This is a genomic window from Variimorphobacter saccharofermentans (genome assembly GCF_014174405.1).
GTDB classification, from domain to species: Bacteria; Bacillota; Clostridia; order Lachnospirales; family Lachnospiraceae; genus Mobilitalea; species Mobilitalea saccharofermentans.
On the sequence record NZ_JACEGA010000001.1, the window covers coordinates 1,179,180 to 1,200,084 of the forward strand.

Annotated in this window: 18 protein-coding genes, 2 tRNA genes and 1 pseudogene; 17 read left to right on the forward strand and 4 right to left on the reverse strand. The window is 39.2% G+C overall.

All coding sequences use genetic code 11. The features are described 5' to 3' along the window. Positions 1 to 187: 187 nt before the first annotated feature. The 7 genes and pseudogenes from fabD to H0486_RS18740 all read left to right on the forward strand — a co-directional run bounded on the left by fabD (position 188) and on the right by H0486_RS18740 (position 7,223). Positions 188 to 1,129 (forward strand): ACP S-malonyltransferase, encoded by a 942-nt coding sequence (gene fabD / locus H0486_RS05220; protein WP_228351989.1) that lies wholly within the window; start codon positions 188 to 190, stop codon positions 1,127 to 1,129. Positions 1,130 to 1,143: 14 nt separating this feature from the next. Then, entirely contained in the window at positions 1,144 to 1,884 is a 741-nt protein-coding gene (gene fabG / locus H0486_RS05225; protein ID WP_228351990.1) for a 3-oxoacyl-[acyl-carrier-protein] reductase, read from the forward strand. Positions 1,885 to 1,897: 13 nt separating this feature from the next. After that, entirely contained in the window at positions 1,898 to 3,136 is a 1,239-nt protein-coding gene (gene fabF / locus H0486_RS05230; RefSeq protein WP_228351991.1) for a beta-ketoacyl-ACP synthase II, read from the forward strand. A gap of 2 nt (positions 3,137 to 3,138) precedes the next feature. Further along, the gene (accB, locus tag H0486_RS05235; RefSeq protein ID WP_228351992.1) at positions 3,139 to 3,627 is read left to right on the forward strand and encodes an acetyl-CoA carboxylase biotin carboxyl carrier protein; all 489 of its coding nucleotides are present in this window, start codon (positions 3,139 to 3,141) and stop codon (positions 3,625 to 3,627) included. Between the two features lie 71 nt (positions 3,628 to 3,698). Then, positions 3,699 to 4,121 (forward strand): 3-hydroxyacyl-ACP dehydratase FabZ, encoded by a 423-nt coding sequence (fabZ, locus tag H0486_RS05240; protein WP_228351993.1) that lies wholly within the window; start codon positions 3,699 to 3,701, stop codon positions 4,119 to 4,121. A 38-nt stretch (positions 4,122 to 4,159) separates the two neighbouring features. Next, positions 4,160 to 5,494: an acetyl-CoA carboxylase biotin carboxylase subunit gene (locus tag H0486_RS05245; protein ID WP_228351994.1), complete on the forward strand. Its 1,335-nt coding sequence runs from the start codon at positions 4,160 to 4,162 to the stop codon at positions 5,492 to 5,494. Positions 5,495 to 5,498: 4 nt separating this feature from the next. Then, positions 5,499 to 7,223: pseudogene (locus H0486_RS18740) on the forward strand (acetyl-CoA carboxylase carboxyltransferase subunit alpha). Between the two features lie 122 nt (positions 7,224 to 7,345). Here the strand turns inward: H0486_RS18740 and H0486_RS05260 are convergent. Further along, positions 7,346 to 8,152: a hypothetical protein gene (locus tag H0486_RS05260; RefSeq protein WP_228351997.1), complete on the reverse strand. Its 807-nt coding sequence runs from the start codon at positions 8,150 to 8,152 to the stop codon at positions 7,346 to 7,348. 205 nt (positions 8,153 to 8,357) lie between these two features. After that, complete coding sequence (locus H0486_RS05265) at positions 8,358 to 9,992, reverse strand: ABC-F family ATP-binding cassette domain-containing protein (RefSeq protein WP_228351998.1); 1,635 nt, start codon at positions 9,990 to 9,992, stop codon at positions 8,358 to 8,360. A 726-nt stretch (positions 9,993 to 10,718) separates the two neighbouring features. On the opposite strand from H0486_RS05265, the gene H0486_RS05270 reads away from it, so the two are divergent. The 4 genes from H0486_RS05270 (at position 10,719) to H0486_RS05285 (ending at position 14,395) form a co-directional block, all read left to right on the forward strand. Then, positions 10,719 to 11,651: an alpha/beta hydrolase gene (locus H0486_RS05270; protein ID WP_228351999.1), complete on the forward strand. Its 933-nt coding sequence runs from the start codon at positions 10,719 to 10,721 to the stop codon at positions 11,649 to 11,651. A 94-nt stretch (positions 11,652 to 11,745) separates the two neighbouring features. After that, positions 11,746 to 13,014, forward strand: a complete 1,269-nt coding sequence (locus H0486_RS05275; RefSeq protein WP_228352000.1) for a hypothetical protein — start codon at positions 11,746 to 11,748, stop codon at positions 13,012 to 13,014. A gap of 13 nt (positions 13,015 to 13,027) precedes the next feature. After that, complete coding sequence (locus H0486_RS05280) at positions 13,028 to 13,693, forward strand: DUF6320 domain-containing protein (RefSeq protein WP_228352001.1); 666 nt, start codon at positions 13,028 to 13,030, stop codon at positions 13,691 to 13,693. Positions 13,694 to 13,720: 27 nt separating this feature from the next. Then, positions 13,721 to 14,395, forward strand: coding sequence for a TraX family protein (locus H0486_RS05285; RefSeq protein WP_228352002.1), 675 nt, complete (start codon positions 13,721 to 13,723; stop codon positions 14,393 to 14,395). On the opposite strand, the gene H0486_RS05290 is transcribed toward H0486_RS05285, so the two are convergent. Further along, positions 14,380 to 14,559 carry a hypothetical protein gene (locus tag H0486_RS05290; protein WP_228352003.1) on the reverse strand — a complete coding sequence of 60 codons (180 nt, stop codon included), beginning with the start codon at positions 14,557 to 14,559 and terminating at the stop codon, positions 14,380 to 14,382. The genes H0486_RS05285 and H0486_RS05290 overlap by 16 nt on opposite strands. A gap of 193 nt (positions 14,560 to 14,752) precedes the next feature. On the opposite strand from H0486_RS05290, the gene H0486_RS05295 reads away from it, so the two are divergent. From H0486_RS05295 to H0486_RS05320, 6 genes are all read left to right on the forward strand, one after another. Next, entirely contained in the window at positions 14,753 to 15,250 is a 498-nt protein-coding gene (locus H0486_RS05295; RefSeq protein ID WP_228352004.1) for a DUF5721 family protein, read from the forward strand. Positions 15,251 to 15,437: 187 nt separating this feature from the next. Continuing rightward, on the forward strand, positions 15,438 to 17,558 hold the full coding sequence (htpG, locus tag H0486_RS05300; protein ID WP_228352005.1) for a molecular chaperone HtpG: 2,121 nt from the start codon (positions 15,438 to 15,440) through the stop codon (positions 17,556 to 17,558). Positions 17,559 to 17,870: 312 nt separating this feature from the next. Next, positions 17,871 to 18,710 (forward strand): DegV family protein, encoded by an 840-nt coding sequence (locus H0486_RS05305; protein ID WP_323163532.1) that lies wholly within the window; start codon positions 17,871 to 17,873, stop codon positions 18,708 to 18,710. Between the two features lie 49 nt (positions 18,711 to 18,759). After that, complete coding sequence (locus H0486_RS05310) at positions 18,760 to 18,981, forward strand: VOC family protein (protein WP_228352006.1); 222 nt, start codon at positions 18,760 to 18,762, stop codon at positions 18,979 to 18,981. Positions 18,982 to 19,300: 319 nt separating this feature from the next. Beyond that, positions 19,301 to 19,374, forward strand: a tRNA-Pro gene (locus H0486_RS05315). A gap of 259 nt (positions 19,375 to 19,633) precedes the next feature. Continuing rightward, positions 19,634 to 20,659, forward strand: coding sequence for a serine hydrolase domain-containing protein (locus H0486_RS05320; RefSeq protein ID WP_228352007.1), 1,026 nt, complete (start codon positions 19,634 to 19,636; stop codon positions 20,657 to 20,659). 77 nt (positions 20,660 to 20,736) lie between these two features. Here the strand turns inward: H0486_RS05320 and H0486_RS05325 are convergent. Continuing rightward, positions 20,737 to 20,809 (reverse strand) — tRNA-Thr (locus tag H0486_RS05325). Positions 20,810 to 20,905 lie beyond the last annotated feature (96 nt).

A 20,905-nucleotide genomic window follows, 5' to 3' on the forward strand; every position in this document is an offset into this window, starting at 1 on the left:
TGTAAAATGAAGTATTCGGGAATATGGCTTGCTTTCGACAATGGATTATCGTAAGACATAATCCTGGTTAATACATTTTGCAACAGACCCCTACCTTACTAAGATAAGTAAGATGGAAGAAACATTTAATGATAGAGAAATGAAAGGGAACTAAGCTATATCTAAAGTATTCTGGAACGGGGGAACTATGATTAAGACAGCTTTTATTTTTGCAGGCCAAGGGGCTCAATATATTGGAATGGGAAAAGAGCTTTATGATTTCTTTCCTGTCTGTAAGAAAACCTTTGAGGAAGCAAGCAATGCTCTTCATATGGATCTTACTAATCTGATCTTTCAGGGACGTAAAGAAGACCTGGATTTAACAGAGAATACACAGCCTGCAGTTGTTACCACATCAATTGCTGCGTATCGTGCCATAACGGAGTATGGTATTATTCCGGATGTAGTTGCAGGACTTAGTCTTGGAGAATATTCTGCCTTAACAGCAAGTGGAGTATTCACTCTGGAGCAAGTGGTTCCACTTGTGAGAAAAAGAGGACAATATATGCAGGAAGCGGTTCCACAAGGTATTGGAAAGATGAGTGCGATCCTGGGATTATCGGAGGATAAGGTAAGAGAAGCCTGTACAGAAGCAAGTGCTCTGGGAATTGTAGAGCCTGCGAACTTTAACTGCCCAGGACAGATAGTGATTGGAGGCGAGATACAAGCAGTGGATGAAGCTGCACGCCTGACTAAGGAAAAAGGAGCAATGAAAGCGATTGATTTGTCGGTAAGTGCACCCTTTCATACCTCAATGCTAAAACCAGCAGCGGACAAATTACGAAATGAGTTGGAGCCGATGAAACTTGGTACGCTGGCAATACCTCTGGTTTGCAATGTAAATGCAGATATCGTGAGTCAAAGTGATGAGGTTAAAAACTTATTGTATCAACAGGTTATGAGCAGTGTATTATGGGAACAGTCAATCCGCAGAATGCTTCAAATGGGTGTACGTAACTTTGTTGAAATCGGACCGGGTAAAACCTTATCCGGCTTTGTAAGAAAGATAGAACGCGGACTTGGGATTTATAATGTTGAAGATATGGCTTCCCTGGAGGCAACGGTCTCAGCCCTTAAGTCTGGAATATAGAGAGGAATTATAATATGCTAAATGGAAAGATTGCGGTGGTAACCGGAGCAGGGAGAGGAATTGGAAGAGCAATTGCTTTACAATTTGCAGAATATGGTGCGAAGGTTGTACTGAACTATCGAAGCAGTATTAATCAAGTAGAAGAGCTACTGTCAACCATCAGGAATGCAGGAGGCGATGCCATAGCAGTTCAGGCAGATATCAGCAGTGAGACGGATGTTAAAAGGCTGGTTGAGGAAGCAATCAAGCAATATGGAAGAATAGATATCTTGGTTAATAATGCAGGAATCACCAAGGATAATCTAATTCTAAAGATGACAGAAGCCGATTTTATGAATGTGATTGATATTAATCTTAAAGGAGCATTCCTCTGTACAAAACATGTTTCAACTGTTATGCTAAAGCAGAGAAGTGGAAAAATAATTAATATATCATCAGTTATTGGAATTGCGGGTAATGTGGGTCAGGCCAATTATGCTGCCTCGAAAGCTGGTTTGATTGGTTTGACGAAGGCAGTGGCTAAGGAACTCGGGTCCCGTGGTATTACTGTCAATGCCATTGCGCCAGGTTTTATTGAAACCGATATGACGGAGCAATTATCAGAGAAAGTTAAAGAAGCATCACTAGCCAGTATTCCATTAAAACGTTATGGAAAAGTAGATGAAGTTGCGAGCGCAGTTAGCTTTTTAGCATCGGATGCAGCAAACTATATCACCGGTCAAGTTCTTCAGGTTGACGGTGGTATGGTGATGTAGAATGGAGGTAAAAATGAATCATAGAGTAGTTGTTACCGGAATGGGTGCAATCACTCCAATCGGTAATTCAGTTGAAGAGTTTTTTAATAATGCAATGGCCGGCACATGTGGAGTGGATTTTATTAACTCCTTTGACACAGAAGCATTCGCTGTAAAAATAGCAGCTCAGGTCAAAGATTTTGATCCGAAGAATTATATGGATGCCAAGGATGCCAGAAGAATGGACCGCTTTTCTCAATTTGCTGTAGCTGCAGCAAAGGAAGCAATCGAGGATTCTGGTATTGATTTGGATAAGGTGAATCGGGATCGCTTCGGTGTAATCGTTGGTTCCGGTATTGGTGGCATTGATAATATTGAAAAAGAAGCAAAGACATTGTTCGATAAAGGCCCAAAGCGTGTTAATCCATTGTTTATTCCGATGATTATCACGAATATGGCAGCAGGAAATATAGCGATTAAATATGGTGCAAGAGGAGTATGCACCAATATTGTAACGGCCTGTGCCACCGGTGGACATTGTATTGGAGAGGCTTTCCGCAGTATTAAGCATGGATATTCGGATATCATTCTTGCAGGAGGAACGGAGAGCTCTATTACGCCTTTGGCAGTGGCAGGCTTTTCATCGCTGACAGCATTATCAACCAGCAAAGATCCTAAGAGAGCATCCATACCTTTTGACAAGGAAAGGGATGGTTTTGTAATAGGAGAAGGAGCCGGTGTACTGGTACTGGAGCAGTATGAGCATGCCGTAGCGCGCGGAGCGAAAATCTATGCAGAAGTAGTAGGATATGGTGCAACCTGTGATGCATATCACATCACATCACCGATTCCGGAAGGGGATGGCGGAGCAGCTGCCATGACGCTGGCAATGGAGGAAGCGGGTATTACATCGAAAGAGATTTCCTACATCAATGCTCATGGAACAAGTACACCACCGAATGATCGTACAGAGACGGCAGCAATCAAGACCGCTATGGGTGAAGTTGCTTACAATATACCGATTAGCTCGACGAAGTCCATGATTGGACATTTGCTGGGAGCTGCTGGTGCAGTGGAAGCAATTGCATGCATCAAAGCTATGGAAAAGAGCTTTATACCGGCTACCATAGGATATCAGGTACCGGATGAGGAATGCGATTTGGATTACGTACCGAATGTTGGACGCAAGGCAAAGCTTAATTACACTATGTCCAATTCTCTTGGTTTTGGTGGGCATAATGTTACTTTGATATTTAAGGACGTGGAGGTATAAACGTGGACTATAAGGTTATTCTTAATTTGATGAAGGAAATGAATCGTACTGATCTGACAAAGCTTGAGATAGAACAAGAGGGTGTACGCATTTGCATGGAAAAATCAAATACGCTTGTTACTGTGGCACAGCCAGCATTACCGCAGGTAACAGTAAATTCAGCGGTAGCTGCACCGGTAGGACAGCAGCCAGTGGAAGCAAATACAACCTCTGAATCAGGTGGAAGCACGGTAGCAGAAAAATCAGAAGAGTTCACCGGCAAGAAATTGGTATCTCCCATGGTTGGAACCTTTTATGCACAGCCATCACCGGATAAGCCACCCTTTGTTAAGGTTGGTGATAAAGTAAAGAAAGGACAGACAATTTGCATTATCGAGGCAATGAAGCTGATGAATGAGATTGAAAGCGAATATGATGGTGAAATTGTTAAGGTATTGGTAAACAATGAGGATATGGTAGAGTTTGGTCAACCATTGTTCCTGATTAAATAAGAAATACTGATGAACTCAGCCTGCTACAAAGCAGTGTAAGGCAGGAATTGAAGAAAGGAATGACTGTTCGTATGTTAAATATAGATGAGATACAAAAAATACTTCCTCATAGACCACCTTTTTTGCTAGTTGACCGTGTAGAGGAACTGGAGCCAGGAATACGAGCTACTGGCAAGAAATGTGTTACAATGAATGAACCATATTTTCAGGGACATTTTCCCGGAAAAGCAGTCATGCCCGGCGTCATCATTCTGGAATCCCTGGCTCAAGTGGGAGCAATCTGTATGCTCACGGTAGAAGGAAATGAAGGTAAAATAGTACTATTCGGGGGAATGGATAAGGTAAGGTTCAAGCGTCAGGTGCTTCCCGGAGATGTATTAACACTGAAGGTGGAGATCAGTAAAAGCAAAGGTAATTTTGGTGTTGGAACAGCTATCGCTTATGTAGACGATCAGGTCGCTGTTGAGGCTACACTTACCTTTGCTATTGAATAAGTAAATCGATTATCGGATATAGATTAAGGAGAATTGCGATGTTTAAGAAAATACTAATTGCAAATAGAGGAGAAATCGCAGTCAGAATCATCCGTGCCTGTAGGGAAATGGACATTGAGACAGTGGCAGTTTATTCCGAAGCGGATAAAGAAGCACTTCATGTAATGTTAGCAGATGAAGCGGTATGTATTGGTCCGGCTAAATCAAAGGACAGCTATCTGAATATGCAGAATATCATAAGTGCAACCGTACTTACTGGAGCAACCGCAATCCATCCAGGATTTGGATTTTTATCTGAAAATAGTTCCTTTGCCAGAATGTGCGAGGATTGTAATATTACCTTTATCGGTCCCAAGGCGGATACCATTGACTTACTGGGTAACAAATCCAAGGCAAAAGAAACTATGAAAAATGCCGGAGTACCTGTAATTCCTGGTTCCGATGGGGAAGTAGAGACCGCAAAGGAAGCCCTTGAGCTTGCGAATAAAATTGGCTATCCGGTTATGCTGAAGGCATCTGCTGGAGGCGGCGGTAAGGGAATGAGAGCAGTCTATAACCCGGAAGATTTAGAAAAGCTATTTACATCAGCGAAGGCAGAAGCAAAGGCGGCTTTTGGTGATGATAAGTTATATATGGAAAAACTAATTATTAACCCGAAACATATAGAGGTTCAAATACTTGCTGATAGCTATGGCAATGTAGTACACCTTGGAGAAAGAGACTGCTCCGTACAACGTCGTAATCAGAAAATGATGGAAGAGTCGCCATCGGCGGTTATGTCTCCTGAGCTTCGAGATAAGATGGGTATGGCAGCCGTTAGGGCAGCACAAGCTACTGGCTATGTCAATGCCGGAACCATTGAATTTCTATTGGATCGAGATGGTAACTATTATTTTATGGAAATGAATACCCGTATTCAGGTCGAGCATCCTGTAACCGAGATGGTAACTGGGATCGATATGATCAAGGAGCAGCTTCGAATTGCCAGTGGAGAGAGGATGCCCTATCGACAAGAGGACATAATATTTAAAGGCCATGCCATTGAATGCAGAATCAATGCAGAGGATCCCTCAAAAGGGTTTATGCCCTGTCCCGGACGCGTGGAAAATGTGTTGTTTCCGGGAGGCTTTGGAGTCCGTGTAGATAGTGCACTATATCCAGGGTATGTGATACCTCCCTGTTATGATTCCATGCTGGCTAAAGTAATTGCCTATGGAAGAGACAGAGATGAAGCGATTCAGCGTATGAAGCGTGCCTTATCGGAGCTAATTATTGACGGAATTCAGACGAATATCGAGTATCAATATGAGCTTCTGGAACGAGAAGAGATTATTACCGGAAACTATCATACTGGACTAATTGAGGGTAAGTAGAGCTATGAATAGAAACCCATTTAAATCTAAGAAATATGCTACATCGAAGATTTATCGTGCTAGACCTCAGGATATTGAACGTACGGAGGAAGAACGCCCGAATGTACCACAGGGTATTATGACCAAGTGCCCGAAGTGCGGTAAAGTTATATATACAAAATTACTATTAAAGAATTTTAAGCGTTGTGATGAATGTGGCTATAACTTTAAGGTTTCAGCAAATGAGCGGTTTGCTATGATACTGGATGAAGGCGAATTATTTGAATTAGATGCGCATATTACTACAAAGGATCCATTACAATTCCCTGGTTACGGTGATAAGTTAATTAGGACACAAACCCAGACAGGTCTTGTGGATGGTATCGTTACGGGTAAGGGGAAGATAGACGGACTTCCGGTGATGCTTGGAGTAATGGACTCTGCCTTTTTTATGGGAAGTATGGGAACAGTAATCGGTGAGAAATTAACCAGGTTGTTTGAAAGAGCAACGAAGGAAAGGTTACCAGTTATTGTATTTACTGCTTCCGGTGGCGCTCGTATGCAGGAGGGAATATTTTCGCTTATGCAGATGGCAAAGGTTAGTGCAGCGGTGGCAAAGCACAGTGAAGCAGGGCTATTGTATGTGACCGTATTGACAGATCCTACGACGGGCGGAGTGACTGCCAGCTTTGCGATGCTTGGAGACATCATCCTGGCTGAACCAGGTGCTTTAATTGGATTTGCCGGTCCCAGAGTAATTGAGCAAACCATTGGGCAGAAGCTTCCGGAAGGCTTTCAGCGAGCAGAATTTTTGCTGGAACATGGCTTTGTTGATCAGATTGTTTCCAGGGATCAGCTGAAGCAAACCTTAGGGAATATTATTCGTTTGCATTCTACGGCTCATCAGGGTTCAGCAGAATAATCAGAAATTGATTGCCTGCAAGTTAGGCGGATGGAGGCTGTTATGGATATTACACCGTGGGAGAAAGTAAAATTAGCACGAATGCCATTAAGACCTACAGGTCTCGATTATATCAACCGTATATTTGAAAATTTTCTGGAATTACATGGCGACCGATATTATGGAGAGGACCGAGCAATCGTAGGAGGGATCGCATTCTTCGGAAGTATTCCTGTAACGGTAATTGCACAGCAAAAAGGAAGAAACACGAAAGAAAATATTGCGAGAAACTTTTCCATGCCTCATCCTGAGGGATATCGTAAAGCATTACGCCTGATGAAACAGGCGGAGAAATTTCATAGACCTATTATATGCTTTATTGATACACCGGGGGCTTTTTGTGGATTAGGTGCAGAAGAAAGAGGACAGGGAGAAGCTATTGCAACGAACCTTGCGGAAATGATGATGTTAAAAACACCAATCATATCAATTGTAATCTCTGAGGGAGGTAGCGGTGGAGCTCTTGCTCTTGGTGTGGCAGATAAGGTATATATGCTGGAGCATTCGATCTACGCAATCCTGTCACCGGAAGGCTTTGCAAGTATCTTATATAAGGATTCCGGTAAAGCAGAGCAGGCTGCAACCGATATGAAGCTAACTGCTCAGGATTTATATCAATACGGAATCATAGATGGTATTATTCCGGAGCCACAGGGTGGTGCACACAATGATCATGATAGGATGGCGGATAACATCAAGGCAGTCATAGAAGCGGACCTACAGGATTTGCTTCAGAAATCGGTGGAGGAGCTGTTAGAAGACCGATACCAGAAGTTTCGTAAGATTTAAACCAGGCAAGATAAGGGTCTGTTGCATAATACAAAGGCAGGGATGGTAAGTAATATCCTTGCTGATACATTATTGCAACAGACCGTTTCACTAAGTTATACTGCATAACGTTACATTAGTCGCTAAAGAACAGAGGTCGGTTTCACATATACCAGGCTAGAGGTGAAGGTACCGCTTGCGTTTTCTATATAATCCCGGTATTCTTCGTAATTGATATAATATTGCTTTCCCCAGGATGAGATTCGAAGCATAATCTGGCCGGTGACATCATCCTTTATGATACCGGTAACCATGATATAATGCCCATTCACATTCTGCTTAACGGCTTTATAATAATAAGGTTTCATACCGTCCATCTTTTGCGAATCTGTTTCCACATAATCTATTTCACAGCGTTCATAAAATGGAATGCCTTTCTTTCCCCACAAATTCGGTGTGTTTGGACCAATTGACAGTATTACAGGAATATCCCGCCGAAGCATTTCTTCTATCATGTCATACATATCATAATAGGATAACTTCAGTTTCCAATAAGCCCGAAAATTGTATGAATGAACATCACAATACGTGTTTATGGCATTGGCTAACTTGGGGCCTAGAACAGCTATAACTCTTTTGGTATTGGTATATCGGTCATTAATGCTTCTCACATAGGCATCATAATTCTTATACTCAATTTTATTGGTGCCAGCAAGAGCAATCTCAGTTTCAGGATTTCGAAATCTATGGTTATGCAAAGCCAGATATAGGAACATATCTGCGGTTGCGATAGTACCGCATCCGTAGTTATGAAGAATAGAGTCCTTACTATACCAATTGTCCTTAGAAAACCACATCTGATTGCCGCCATATGAAATTGCGGAATCCTTGATTACTGGAACGTAATCGGATTTTGATAATTCAATTGTGATATTATTAATAAATGGCACAGTATATTCTCCTTTATTTATGTTCTCTATTTATTGTATTCGAAATCGTTCATTATGTTGCAGACTTTCAAATAGTGTTATGGAGGATAAGTACAAAGGGCTGTTCCAATATGATCCGGTACTTCTCGGTATCCCGGATGATATAAGAACAGCCCTTATGCCTACATGGTTTATGTGCTTTCCTTATGCAAAGCTAAGTAAAGAATTAATCTTCGTCATCTTCCTTATTAAACAGCATAACCTGTCTTTTTCTTGCCATTTCGTCACTATCAAGATACTCATCATAAGTAGTAATCTTATCGATTAAATGTCCGCCCGCAATTTCCATGATACGGTTTGCAGTAGTTTGAATAAACTGATGATCCTGCGAGGTGAATAGTGCCACACCTGGGAACTTAATCAATCCATTATTTAATGAGGTAATGGACTCCATATCCAGATGGTTGGTTGGTTCATCCAAAATTAATACATTGGCGCCTGCAATCATCATCTTAGAAAGCATAACGCGTACGCGCTCTCCACCGGATAGTACATTAACCTTCTTGGAACCCTCTTCCCCGGCAAATAGCATTCTGCCCATAAAGCCACGAACATAGGTTACATCCTTCTCAGGAGAGAAAGGCATCAGAAAATCGACGATGGTTTCGTCACCTTCAAACAGCTTTGTATTGTCCTTCGGGAAATAGGATACGTTTGTGGTAATACCCCATTTGTAGGAGCCTTCATCCGGTTCAAGCTCTCCAGCCAGAATACGGAATAAGGTAGTTGTAGCAAAGGTATTGGGTCCAACAAATGCAATCTTATCCTCACGTCCGACAATAAAGGAGATATTATCGAGGACCTTCACACCATCAATGGTTTTTGATAGATTCTCAACAGTAAGCACCTCGTTACCGATCTCACGACTGGGTCTGAAATCGATATATGGATATTTTCTGCTGGAAGGTCTGATATCATCCAGTTCGATCTTCTCCAGTGCTCTTTTTCTGGAGGTAGCCTGCTTTGATTTGGAGGCATTGGCACTAAATCGCTGAATGAATTCCTGAAGTTCTTTAATTTTCTCTTCTTTCTTCTTGTTAGCTTCTTTCATCTGCTTAATCATAAGCTGGCTGGACTCATACCAGAAATCGTAATTGCCGGCATAAAGCTGGATCTTAGCATAATCAATATCAGCGATATGAGTACATACTTTATTTAAGAAATAGCGGTCATGGGAAACAACGATTACGGTATTTTCAAAATTAATCAGGAATTCCTCAAGCCAACGAATGGCTTCCAAATCTAAATGGTTGGTAGGCTCATCGAGTAGAAGAATATCAGGATTACCAAATAAAGCCTGGGCAAGTAATACCTTCACCTTTTCACTACCACTGAGTTCACTCATTTTCTTGTAATGAAGCTCTGTATCTATTCCTAAACCATTCAGCAGGGATGCTGCATTTGCTTCTGCTTCCCAGCCGTCCATAGAAGCAAACTCTGCTTCTAATTCACTTGCACGGATACCATCTTCTTCGGTAAAGTCTTCTTTCGCATAGATAACATCTTTTTCCTTCATGATATCATAGAGGCGCTTATTACCCATGATAACTGTTTCAAGTACTTCATATGCGTCATACTTGAAGTGATCCTGCTGTAGGAAGGATAAGCGCTGTCCGGGAGTAATGATGATTTCTCCCTTTGTAGGTTCTATTTGTCCGTTTAATATTTTAAGAAAGGTTGATTTGCCGGCACCATTTGCACCGATTAAACCATAGCAATTGCCCTCGGTAAACTTAATATTTACATCTTCGAACAACGCCTTCTTTCCAATTCTTAGGGTTACGTTACTAGCCTGTATCATGAAAACCTCCTAAATACTTCAAATTATTAACAATCGCCATATCTATTGTATCGTATATTCTTGATTTTGCAAGTATTATTATTATCAAAGCAATCTGGTACTAAAATTATGAAGAATATGCAGAATATTCATATTTATCTTCACAAATAATTCACTATTCGTTAATATCTTTTACATATTTCCTACTTATAATAAAAATATAAGATCGGTTTAAACGAATTGATAAATCAATTCGTTAGCAAATTGATAAATCAATTCATTAACAAATTGATAAATCAATTCGTATGTAATAATGATAGAAGCCACAGCTGCAATCGCGGTAACTGGCTTCGACTAATAACAAGTAAAATTCAAATAAATTTTTTTCATTACCCTCCCCTTAACAGCCAACTTGAAAAAGTTGGCTGTTCCTCTGTGAACATATTACATCACCATGTATCGATACCTGAGACAATTCAGTCATAATTATATGCAAGAAATGTTCAGAAGCAAAATGGTACTAATAGATAGCCATAGACAGTGTCGGAGTATTTGCACTCGTCGGTACTTGGGCTCTGACTTTAAGAGACTTATGTACCGTTACGTAGTGCAACTAAGCGAAAGCGGCTTCGCGGCGGATATATCTCCTGGTCCCATCCTGTCGTATTCTCGGTTGTACACTGTGGTTTTCGTTTGACTTTTAAATCCATCTTAGATAGAATGTAAATATGAAATTGGAGGGTAACTATGGCAATCAACAAAGCAATGAGAATTGCATTAAAAGCATTGTCCTATCCGGATTTGGATGTAAAGAAGAATTATAAGCTGCACCGTCAAATGACGAATGTCGCTCATCCATATATAAAACCGAAATATGAAATGTGGGATCACAAGGTATCCGTAGGAGATTACGATATCCCGGTGAGGGTATTTTTTCCACCGGAAAGCGACGCAGACAATCGGGTACTGGTGTTTTTTCATGGCGGAGGCTGGGTAATCGGTAATATTGATAGCTATACAACGGTTTGCTCGAATATGGCGAATATGACCGGTCATATAGTGGTATCAGTGGATTACCGTTTGGCTCCGGAATATAAGTTTCCTACTGCACCGGAAGATTGTTATGCAGTAACCAAGGCTATTTTTGAAAATGCAGATACCTTTGGTGTTGAGAAAAAGAATATTACATTAATAGGAGATAGTGCAGGAGGGAATCTGGCAGCGGTAGTCTCCATCATGGCAAGAGATCGTGGAGAGTTTATGCCCTCCAGACAGATATTATTATATCCATCTACGGACAGTGATCATAGTCAAACCTCCCCTTATGAATCGGTAAGGGAGAATGGAACGGATTTCTTACTGACCACCAAACGTATTTGTGACTTTATTGATCTATATAAGAGCAGTGATGAGGATTTGTCAAATCCTTATTTAGCACCAATCCTATCAAAGGATTTGTCAAACCAACCCAGAACCTTGATAATCACAGCACAATATGATCCTCTTAGGGATGAAGGAGAAGCATACGGTAAGAAGCTCTATGCTTTTGGAAATGAAGCAGAGGTATATCGTATGAAGGATGCACTCCATGGATTTATTTCCCTGCCAAAGCATTTTGTACATGTAAAACGAAGCTATGAATTAATTAATCAGTTTTTGAACAACGAGAGTAGTAATTAACCTGAAGAAATATCTGGATAAAAACGTTACATATAATATAGAAGACTAACATGAGGCGAGAAAAGAATTCCATCGGAAAGGGAGTAAGAGACATATGAGAAAAAGAAAACCGATCGAATGGGCCAAGCTGGATAATGCCGCGAAAATTTTCCCTCCCACAACCAATGAAATTGATACCAAGGTATTTCGATTTGTTTGTGAATTAAAGGAGGAAGTAGATAAAGAGATATTACAATCTGCATTGGATAAGACCCTGCCATTATTTCCGATGTATCAAACAATCCTTCGCAGAGGTGTATTCTGGTACTATTTTGAACAGACCGATTTAAAGCCAGAAGTAGTAGAAGAGAATAAACTTCCCTGCAGTATGTTATACCGCCAAAACCGTAGAAATTTATTATTTGAGGTATCCTATTTTCATAATAGAATTAATCTGGAGATGTACCATGCTGTTACGGATGGAACTGGTGCGCTTAGCTTTCTTAAAACGTTGATTTATTACTATCTTACGATGAAACACAGTTCGGATTTTACCGAGAAGCTTCCAAACTTGGATTATGATGCCTCTTTTACACAGAGAATGGATGACAGTTATCTGAAATATTACGACGGGGATAAAAGAATTAATAAAGTAAAGCTTACGAAAGCGTATCATATTACAGGCAGACGATCCATAGATAACCGGATGAAGGTAATAGAAGGAGAAATGCCCGTTAAGCAGGTTCTGGAGCTGGCACATCAATATAATACAACGCTTACGATATACTTAACTGCCTTGTTTTTTATGGCTATTTACCAGGACATGCCTGCCAGACAAAGGAAATATCCTGTTGTATTAACAGTTCCTGTCAATCTTCGCTCGTTTTTTCCCTCTGTAACCGCTCGTAATTTCTTTGCGGCTGTTAATATCCGCTATCACTTCGGCAATCAATCTAACCGCTTGGAGGATGTAATTGCTTCCGTCAAGGAATCCTTTGAACGGGAGTTGACAGAGGAAAAGCTGAGAAAGCATCTGAATCGATTATCTGCCTTGGAGCATAATGCGTTCACGCGGGTGGTTCCATTGGTGCTTAAGGATTATGTATTACGCTTTGCCAATTATTTGAGTGATAGAGGTATAACAGCATCTATTTCTAATGTAGGTAAGGTGACGATATCGAAGGAGCTGGCTCCGTATATTCAGCTCTTTGATTGCTTTACCAGTGTAAGAAGACCACAGATTTGCATGTGCTCATTCGGAGAAAGCCTGGTAGTCAGCTTTACTTCTCCTTTTACTGGTACGGATATTCAAAAGAACTTTTTCCGTATGCTGACGAAGGAAGGGGTATCGATTGCAGTAGCCGCTAATATTAAGGATATATGATAGGAGTGATATGATGCTATATTGCGATAATTGTAAGGTTTCCTTGAAAGGGAAACATCAGGTATGTCCATTATGCGGAGGTATCATTCAAAATAATGAAGATGTCACGGAGGATGTATTTCCGAATATTCCAACTATCTATCAGGAATTCAATATGTTTATCCGTGTTATGATATTAATCTCCATTGCAGCCATCATTATCAGCTTTGCAGTTAATATTATCTTTACCAGAGACTCCAGATGGTCATTATTGGTGGCGGCAGCCATAGCCTGTATGTGGTTAAGTATGTTCTTTATTCTCCGTAAGAAGAATAATATACCAAAAACGATACTGTGGCAGGTGGTTCTGATCAGTTTATTATCAGTACTCTGGGATTATTCCATTGGGTGGCATGGCTGGTCATTGGATTATGTGATTCCCTCGATTTGCTTTGCAGCTATGATCATAATAGCGATTACTGCGAAGCTGTTGAAAATTGGTGTGGGGGATATGATAATTTATTTTTTATTGGATGGAATATTTGGGTTTATCCCAATTATTTTCATTATATTTGGTGGCTTGAACGTTCTTTTTCCTTCCGTAATCTGCGTTGCGACCAGTGCAATAAATCTCTCTGCAATTATTTTGTTTGAAGGAGATAATATAAAGACGGAGCTCAAGAAAAGAATGCATATATAATTTTCTATAAAGAAGGGAAGCTTAAAAATGAATTCATTTGTCTTAAAACTAATCGCTATCATAACCATGTTAATTGACCACACAGCCGTCGTGTTTGTACCCCATAATACAGTTTTATATATTGTTATGCGGAGTATAGGAAGACTGGCTTTCCCGATATTCGTGTTTTTACTTGTGGAGGGATTTTATCATACCAGTGATGTGAAAAAGTATCTAACACGGTTAGGCATTTTTGCATTTATATCGGAAATTCCATTTGATCTGGCATTTAATAATGCAGTATTAGAAACAACTCATCAGAATGTATTCTTTACCTTATTCTTAGGATTATTATTAATATATATTATGAGTATCGTAGAGGAGAAGTATAAGAAACAAGTCTTTGTTAGCAACTGTATTGATGCAATATTAACGCTGGTATTTTGCATTGTAGCGCTGGTATTACGTTGTGATTATCACTTTGCCGGTATATTACTCATTGTTGCCTTCTATCTGTTCCGTGGAAGTAAAGCATTACTCACATTTGCGTTAGTTCTTGTAACCTTTACGATATTAGGTGATATTAACGTACTTGCAACCTTAGCTATGATACCGATCGCTTTTTATAACGGAGAAAAGGGTAAAAGTGCAAAATATTTCTTTTACATCTTTTACCCCGCTCATTTACTGGTATTGTTTTTGATATCTTATCTGATATCATAGTAATTTTCCCGGCTTGGAACATATCTGCCGTAGCTGCTGTTAGAATGAGCGCTATCTCCTGATTCATGGGATTTTTCAGGATAATAATATTTTGAATCAAAGTCTTGTACACTGTGAGAGGAAGGAAAACGATAATAAGTTTTTTTGGTTGGTTCAAAATACATGATATAATCCTCCTGAAGGCAAATGATATGAGTGAAATCTTTATGTTATTATTGTTCATCAGAGAGCAATCTAATATACTTAGAAAATAGCTTTCGCTTTAACACAATCTAACAACATAGCTTATTATTCCATCTTCCATAGAAGTGTTGGAAGGTATCACAAATTAAATAATCGATAAATCAGGAGACGTTTATGATATCATTAAAAATATCCGACATTAAATTATTTATGGCAAAGCTTTTGGCAAGTTCTTCCTTTGACCAGTTTATTCTCCGGGAAATGGAGCTGCAGACATTTACCGTTTTTTCCATATCAGGGCAATTTAATGAAGATTTTTTTACAAACGAGGAATTGGAGGAACGGAAAGGAGATCGATGTGTGTTATGGAGCGATGTACGTTCCATAGCATATTCCATGATTAAGGGCAATAAGACGCCGTTGGCTCTAAAGATAATATTTCAGCTGCCAAGGCAATTATGTGAGGACTTGGTACATCAATCCGGGGGTAAGCTTCGCATGGAGGACATCGGAGGATTATATATAAATCTCAGGTTTGAAAAGAAGGAGCTTCATATTATAACAGGAACAGCGATAAAGACCTTTACATTGGATAAAACACTGGAACAGGAATGGGATCGTGAAGTGAGATCCTTATTAAAGGATCAGGGAGTTGCATTTGAAGAGGAGTAATACGATGATGTCCTGTTGGATACCTGATAGAATCGGAGAAGGATGAAAACTGGGTAAACAATTGTTAGCACTCATGAAAGAAGAGTGCTAATTTTGTCTTGACATTTAAAAACTGCTGTATTATGATATCCTTTGAAGGAAATTTACCGAATAAATGACGATAATATTACAAAAAGGAGTTGTTAGAATGAGTACTGAACGTGGCACTTTATCCATCCATTCAGAGAATATTTTCCCCATTATTAAGAAATGGTTATATTCGGACCATGATATCTTCGTAAGAGAATTGGTATCAAATGGTTGTGATGCGATCACGAAATTAAAGAAGCTTGAAATTATGGGTGAAGCAACACTTCCTGAAGATAATCATTTTCAGATAACCGTAACTGTGAATCCGGAGGAAAAGACAATATGCTTTTCTGACAACGGAATTGGTATGACGGCGGAAGAGGTTAAGGAATATATTAATCAGATCGCATTTTCCGGTGCACAGAAATTCATGGAGAAATATAAGGACAAGACCAATGAGGATCAGATTATCGGACATTTTGGTCTGGGCTTCTATTCTGCATTTATGGTGGCTGGTCGTGTAAGCATTGATACCCTGTCCTGGCAGGAAGGTGCTGAACCGGTGCATTGGGAGTCCGATGGTGGTACAGAATATGAGATGAGTACTGGTACAAGAACGGAACGTGGTACCGATATCACATTGTACTTAAATGAAGAAAGCTATGAATTTTCTAACGAATACCGTGTAAGAGAAATAATTAAAAAGTACTGTTCCTTTATGCCGGTTGAAATATATTTTGTAAACGCGAATGCTCCGAAGGAGGAAGAAAAGGAAGAAGTTATTGACGCTTCCGTAAATGAGGAGGGTGTCGCTTCAGAAGATTCCGCAGAGAAAGAGGAAAAGAAGGAAAAGAAAAAGCCGGAACCGATTAATAATACCAATCCATTATGGATGAAGCATCCGAATGATTGCACCGAAGAGGAATATAAGAATTTCTATCATGATGTATTCCATGATTATAAGGAGCCTCTGTTCTGGATCCATCTGAATATGGATTATCCTTTTAATTTAAAGGGTATTCTATACTTCCCGAAAATCAATACAGAATATGATTCTCTGGAAGGATTAATTAAGCTTTATAGTAATCAGGTATTTATTGCAGATAATATTAAGGAAGTAATACCGGAATTCCTGATGCTGTTAAAGGGTGTTATTGATTGCCCGGACCTTCCGCTTAACGTATCCAGAAGTGCGCTGCAGAATGACGGCTTTGTGAAAAAGATTTCCGATTATATTACAAAGAAGGTAGCGGATAAGCTCACCGGTATGTTTAAGGTTGAGAGAGAGAATTACGAGAAGTTCTGGGATGACATTAGTCCTTTCATTAAGTTTGGCTGCTTAAAGGATGATAAGTTCCGTGAAAAGGTGAAGGATGTTATAATCTTTAAGAACCTGGAAGGAAAATATCTTACTCTGGCAGATTATATAGCTGCGAAAAATGGCACTAAGGATACAGAGAAGGATACTGCCAAGGAAGCTGAGAAAACTGATTCTGAATCAGAGAAGAATAGCAATTCAGAGACGGATAAGGGTACAGAGTCCTCTGAAAGTAAAGAAGAACATGTTCATGATGAACATTGTGAATGCGGCCACGATCATGATCATGACGAAGAGGTTACAGAGGATAAGAAAACCATTGTCTACTATGTAACTGATGAAAAGCAGCAGAGTCAGTATATTAATATGTTTAAAGAAGCTGGCCTCGATGCATTTATCCTGACTCATAATATTGACCAGCCCTTCATTACCCAGCTGGAGTACCAGGATCAGACAATAAAGTTCCAGCGAATTGATGCAGATATCAGTGATAGCTTTAAAGAAGAGACCAAGAAAAAGGATCAGAAGGTTCTTAAGAACAATACCGAAGCAATGACCAAGCTATTCCGTAAGGTTCTTGGTAAAGAGAAGCTGGAAGTAAAGGTTGAGAAATTAAAGAATGATAAGGTGTCTTCCGTTATGACCCTGTCTGAGGAAAGCCGAAGAATGCAGGATATGATGCGTATGTATAGTATGCAGGATATGGATCCCAATATGTTCGGCGGTGGAGAGACCCTGATATTGAATGCGAATAATCAATTGGTTCAGTATATTATCACGAATGAGAATTCAGAATATACTCCGATGATTTGTGAGCAACTGTATGATCTGGCGCTTCTAAGCCATAAGCCGTTGGATCCAGAGGCAATGACCAAGTTTATTCAAAGAAGCAATGAGATTATGTTACATTTAGCAAAATAATTATATAAAGCAAATAATGCGAGAGCTTATCCATGCTTAAGGCAATCTGCCTTCACAATAAAGCAGGATGGGCTCTTACTTTTTGCTCATATTTTATGAAAAGTGGGAAATACTGAATGGTATATAGGAAATCTAATTATCTAAAATTTTAATAAACCTATTGATAAATACAATGTGTCTGTGATAATATATGGTAATGAATACTATATCTTGTGACGTGATAAAACATACTGTGCAATTATCAATACAATGTCAAATAAATAAGAAATTACATAGTGTAGTTCTTATTGAGATTATAAACTGGAGGATAAAATGATGCCCTATAGAATAATAGTAGATAGCTGTACTGACTTACCGAAGCAGGTAAAGGAGGATGGCCATGTTCAAATTGTACCACTAACACTGATTGTAGAAGATGCTGCCATCATAGATGATCACACCTTTAATCAACAGGATTTCTTAACACGTGTTAAGAACAGTCCAACCTGCCCGAAATCAGCATGTCCTTCGCCGGATGACTTTATGAAGTACTATGATTACGACGGCGATATTTATGTCGTTACGATATCATCACAGCTTAGTGGCTCTTATAATAGCGCTGAGTTAGCCAAACGGTTATATCATGAAGATCATCCAAATAAAAAGATTGAGGTGATTGATTCAAGATCCGCTTCGGTTGGGCAGACACTGATTGCGTTAAAGATTAAAGAACTTATCGAAAACAGTCATCCCTTTGAGAGCGTCGTTGAGAAAGTCAGAACCTTCCGTGATGGACTAAAAACGAAATTTGTCTTAGAAAACTTAGATACATTAAGAAAGAATGGTAGATTAACCAGTATTCAGGCGCTTCTATGCAGTGCCTTAAATATAAAGCTGGTTATGTCAGCAACTGCAGAAGGAACCATCATGAAATTAGGTCAGGCAAGAGGTATCGCAAAAGCCTTGCTTGAAATGATAAAAGCAATCGAGCGAGACGTTGTGAAGCCCAATGAGAAGACAATAGCCATTGCTCACTGCAACAATTATGAGCGTGCGAAATTTGTTAAGGAAGAGATATTGAAGCGGATTCCATTTAAGGATTGCCTTATTGTAGATACTGCAGGTGTCAGCTCCATGTATGCCAACGAAGGTGGAATTATAACAGCATACTAGAGGGGATGCATATGGATGCTTGCTACCTTTCCCCGGAGACATTAGTAATATGACACTTATGCCCTTTAATGGTTTTCACATGTTTTACGGGGAACCATCCAGCCAGACAGTGGCTTTTATGAGGGTTGATAATATCGAAAAGCTACATTCATTTATTAAGAAAAACGGTTGGGATAAAATAAGCGAAATAGAAACGCAGCACTGGGGTGGTAAAGAGTGTAGTGTTACAACAATCGATGGTGGTGTAATGAGGTTTTTCCAGTTGGATTAACAATCGCTATAGTTAAGAAATAAATAGATAGTAAGCGGCACCAAATGATTCAATAGGGATTATGAAAAGTCATAATCCCTATAATATAATGAATCAGCTTCATTTTTCCTACATGTCATTTCATTTTGAGGGGCTGTAATATATGGAAAATATGATGCTCTTTCATGCTCGTAATCATGGATAGAATTGGTGCCTGATAATACATGAAAAAATGAAATTAGTAGTTGACTTTTTTATGCTTTTGATAGATAATAACTAATGCGGTGCTTATTAGAGTGTCGTTCGAAATGAATAAGTAGTAAGCTTATCAGTTATATTACGAGGCGTGGCTCAGTTTGGTAGAGCGCTGCGTTCGGGACGCAGAGGCCGTGGGTTCGAATCCCGTCGCCTCGATTGTGAGACTCTTGTTTTTCAAGGGTCTTTTTTATGTTGTAACCCTCGGTCTCTTCTGGCCGGGGGTTCAATATTACTTATTTGCTTATTGGATATATTATACATGACCATTATTGGAATTGCATGGAATTTGAGTAAATGATATACTAAAAAAGTCGTTAGATTAGATTTTGCAATAATTAAATGAACTGGTCAACTCATCATAAAATATATCATTTGGAGCATATGATAAGTATACATAGTTTTTAGGAGAAGATTTATGAAAAATATGTCGTTAGCAGATAAAATTAACTCTTTAATTGAAAAGAATCATTTTTCCGGAGGGATCTCGATTAAGGAAAAAGGAAAGATAATTTATGAAAATGCATCAGGATATGCAGATAGAAGTAATAAAGTTTGTAATAATACGGATACCAGATTTGGAATTGCATCAGGAACCAAGTTTTTCACAGCATTGGCGATAGGGATATTGATAGAAAGAGGGAGAATATCACTTGATACAAAAGTATTTGACATCATTAAATATGATTTCCCTTTCTATTCAAAGGATATTACAATTGAGCAGTTATTGACCCATACATCGGGGATACCGGATTATTATGACGAAGACAAAATAGATGATTTTGATAATTTCTACGTTGCCATACCATGGTATGATTTAAGAGAGCCCAAGGATTATTTTCCTATATTTCCTCAGGAAGAAATGAAATTTCTTCCTGGTGAGAAGTTTTCATATTGTAACAGTGGATATGTATTATTAGCTGCCATAGTGAATGAAGTATCAGGAATCCCATATACAGAATTTGTAGAGGAGTATATATTTAAAGCGAACGGCATGAAGAATTCGGGTTTCTTTGAATTAAACAGATTACCTGAAAATACTGCCCTTGGTTATGTGAAAGACGATAAAGGCTGGCGTACGAATATATATAACTTACCAATAGTAGGAGGCGGCGATGGTGGTGCGTTTACTACGGTAGGAGATTTATATATATTATGGGATGCTTATTTCACATTTAAGATTTTATCCGAGGATTTGACAGAACTATATATAAAGCCTTATACCAAAGCGAAATCGGAAGGAGAAAATATATATTATGGATATGGGATTTGGCTAAGTAAGGAGGATAATACACTAGAAGAGTATATTGTTGGATGCGATGCTGGAGTATCTTTTAAATCCGCAGTAATAAGGAAGAATGAAGTAGTTTATACCGTGATATCCAATACCGGTGATGGAGCATGGCCTATCATAAGTGAGATAAAAGAATTCTATTGCATTTGAGAAATACCAAATTGAATACGTAAATATGGATGTACAAAAAGGCCTTACAATCTTTCGAATTGTAAGGCTTTTTTAACAGCTCCCCATGGGACTCGAACCCACGACCTACGCATTACGAATGCGTTGCTCTACCAACTGAGCTAGGGAAGCAAATATATTAGTAATTTTAACGAAAAATGCTACTCACATATTCTATTATAAACAATCAAAAATATCAAGGGCTTTTTGAGGATTTTACAATAAAAA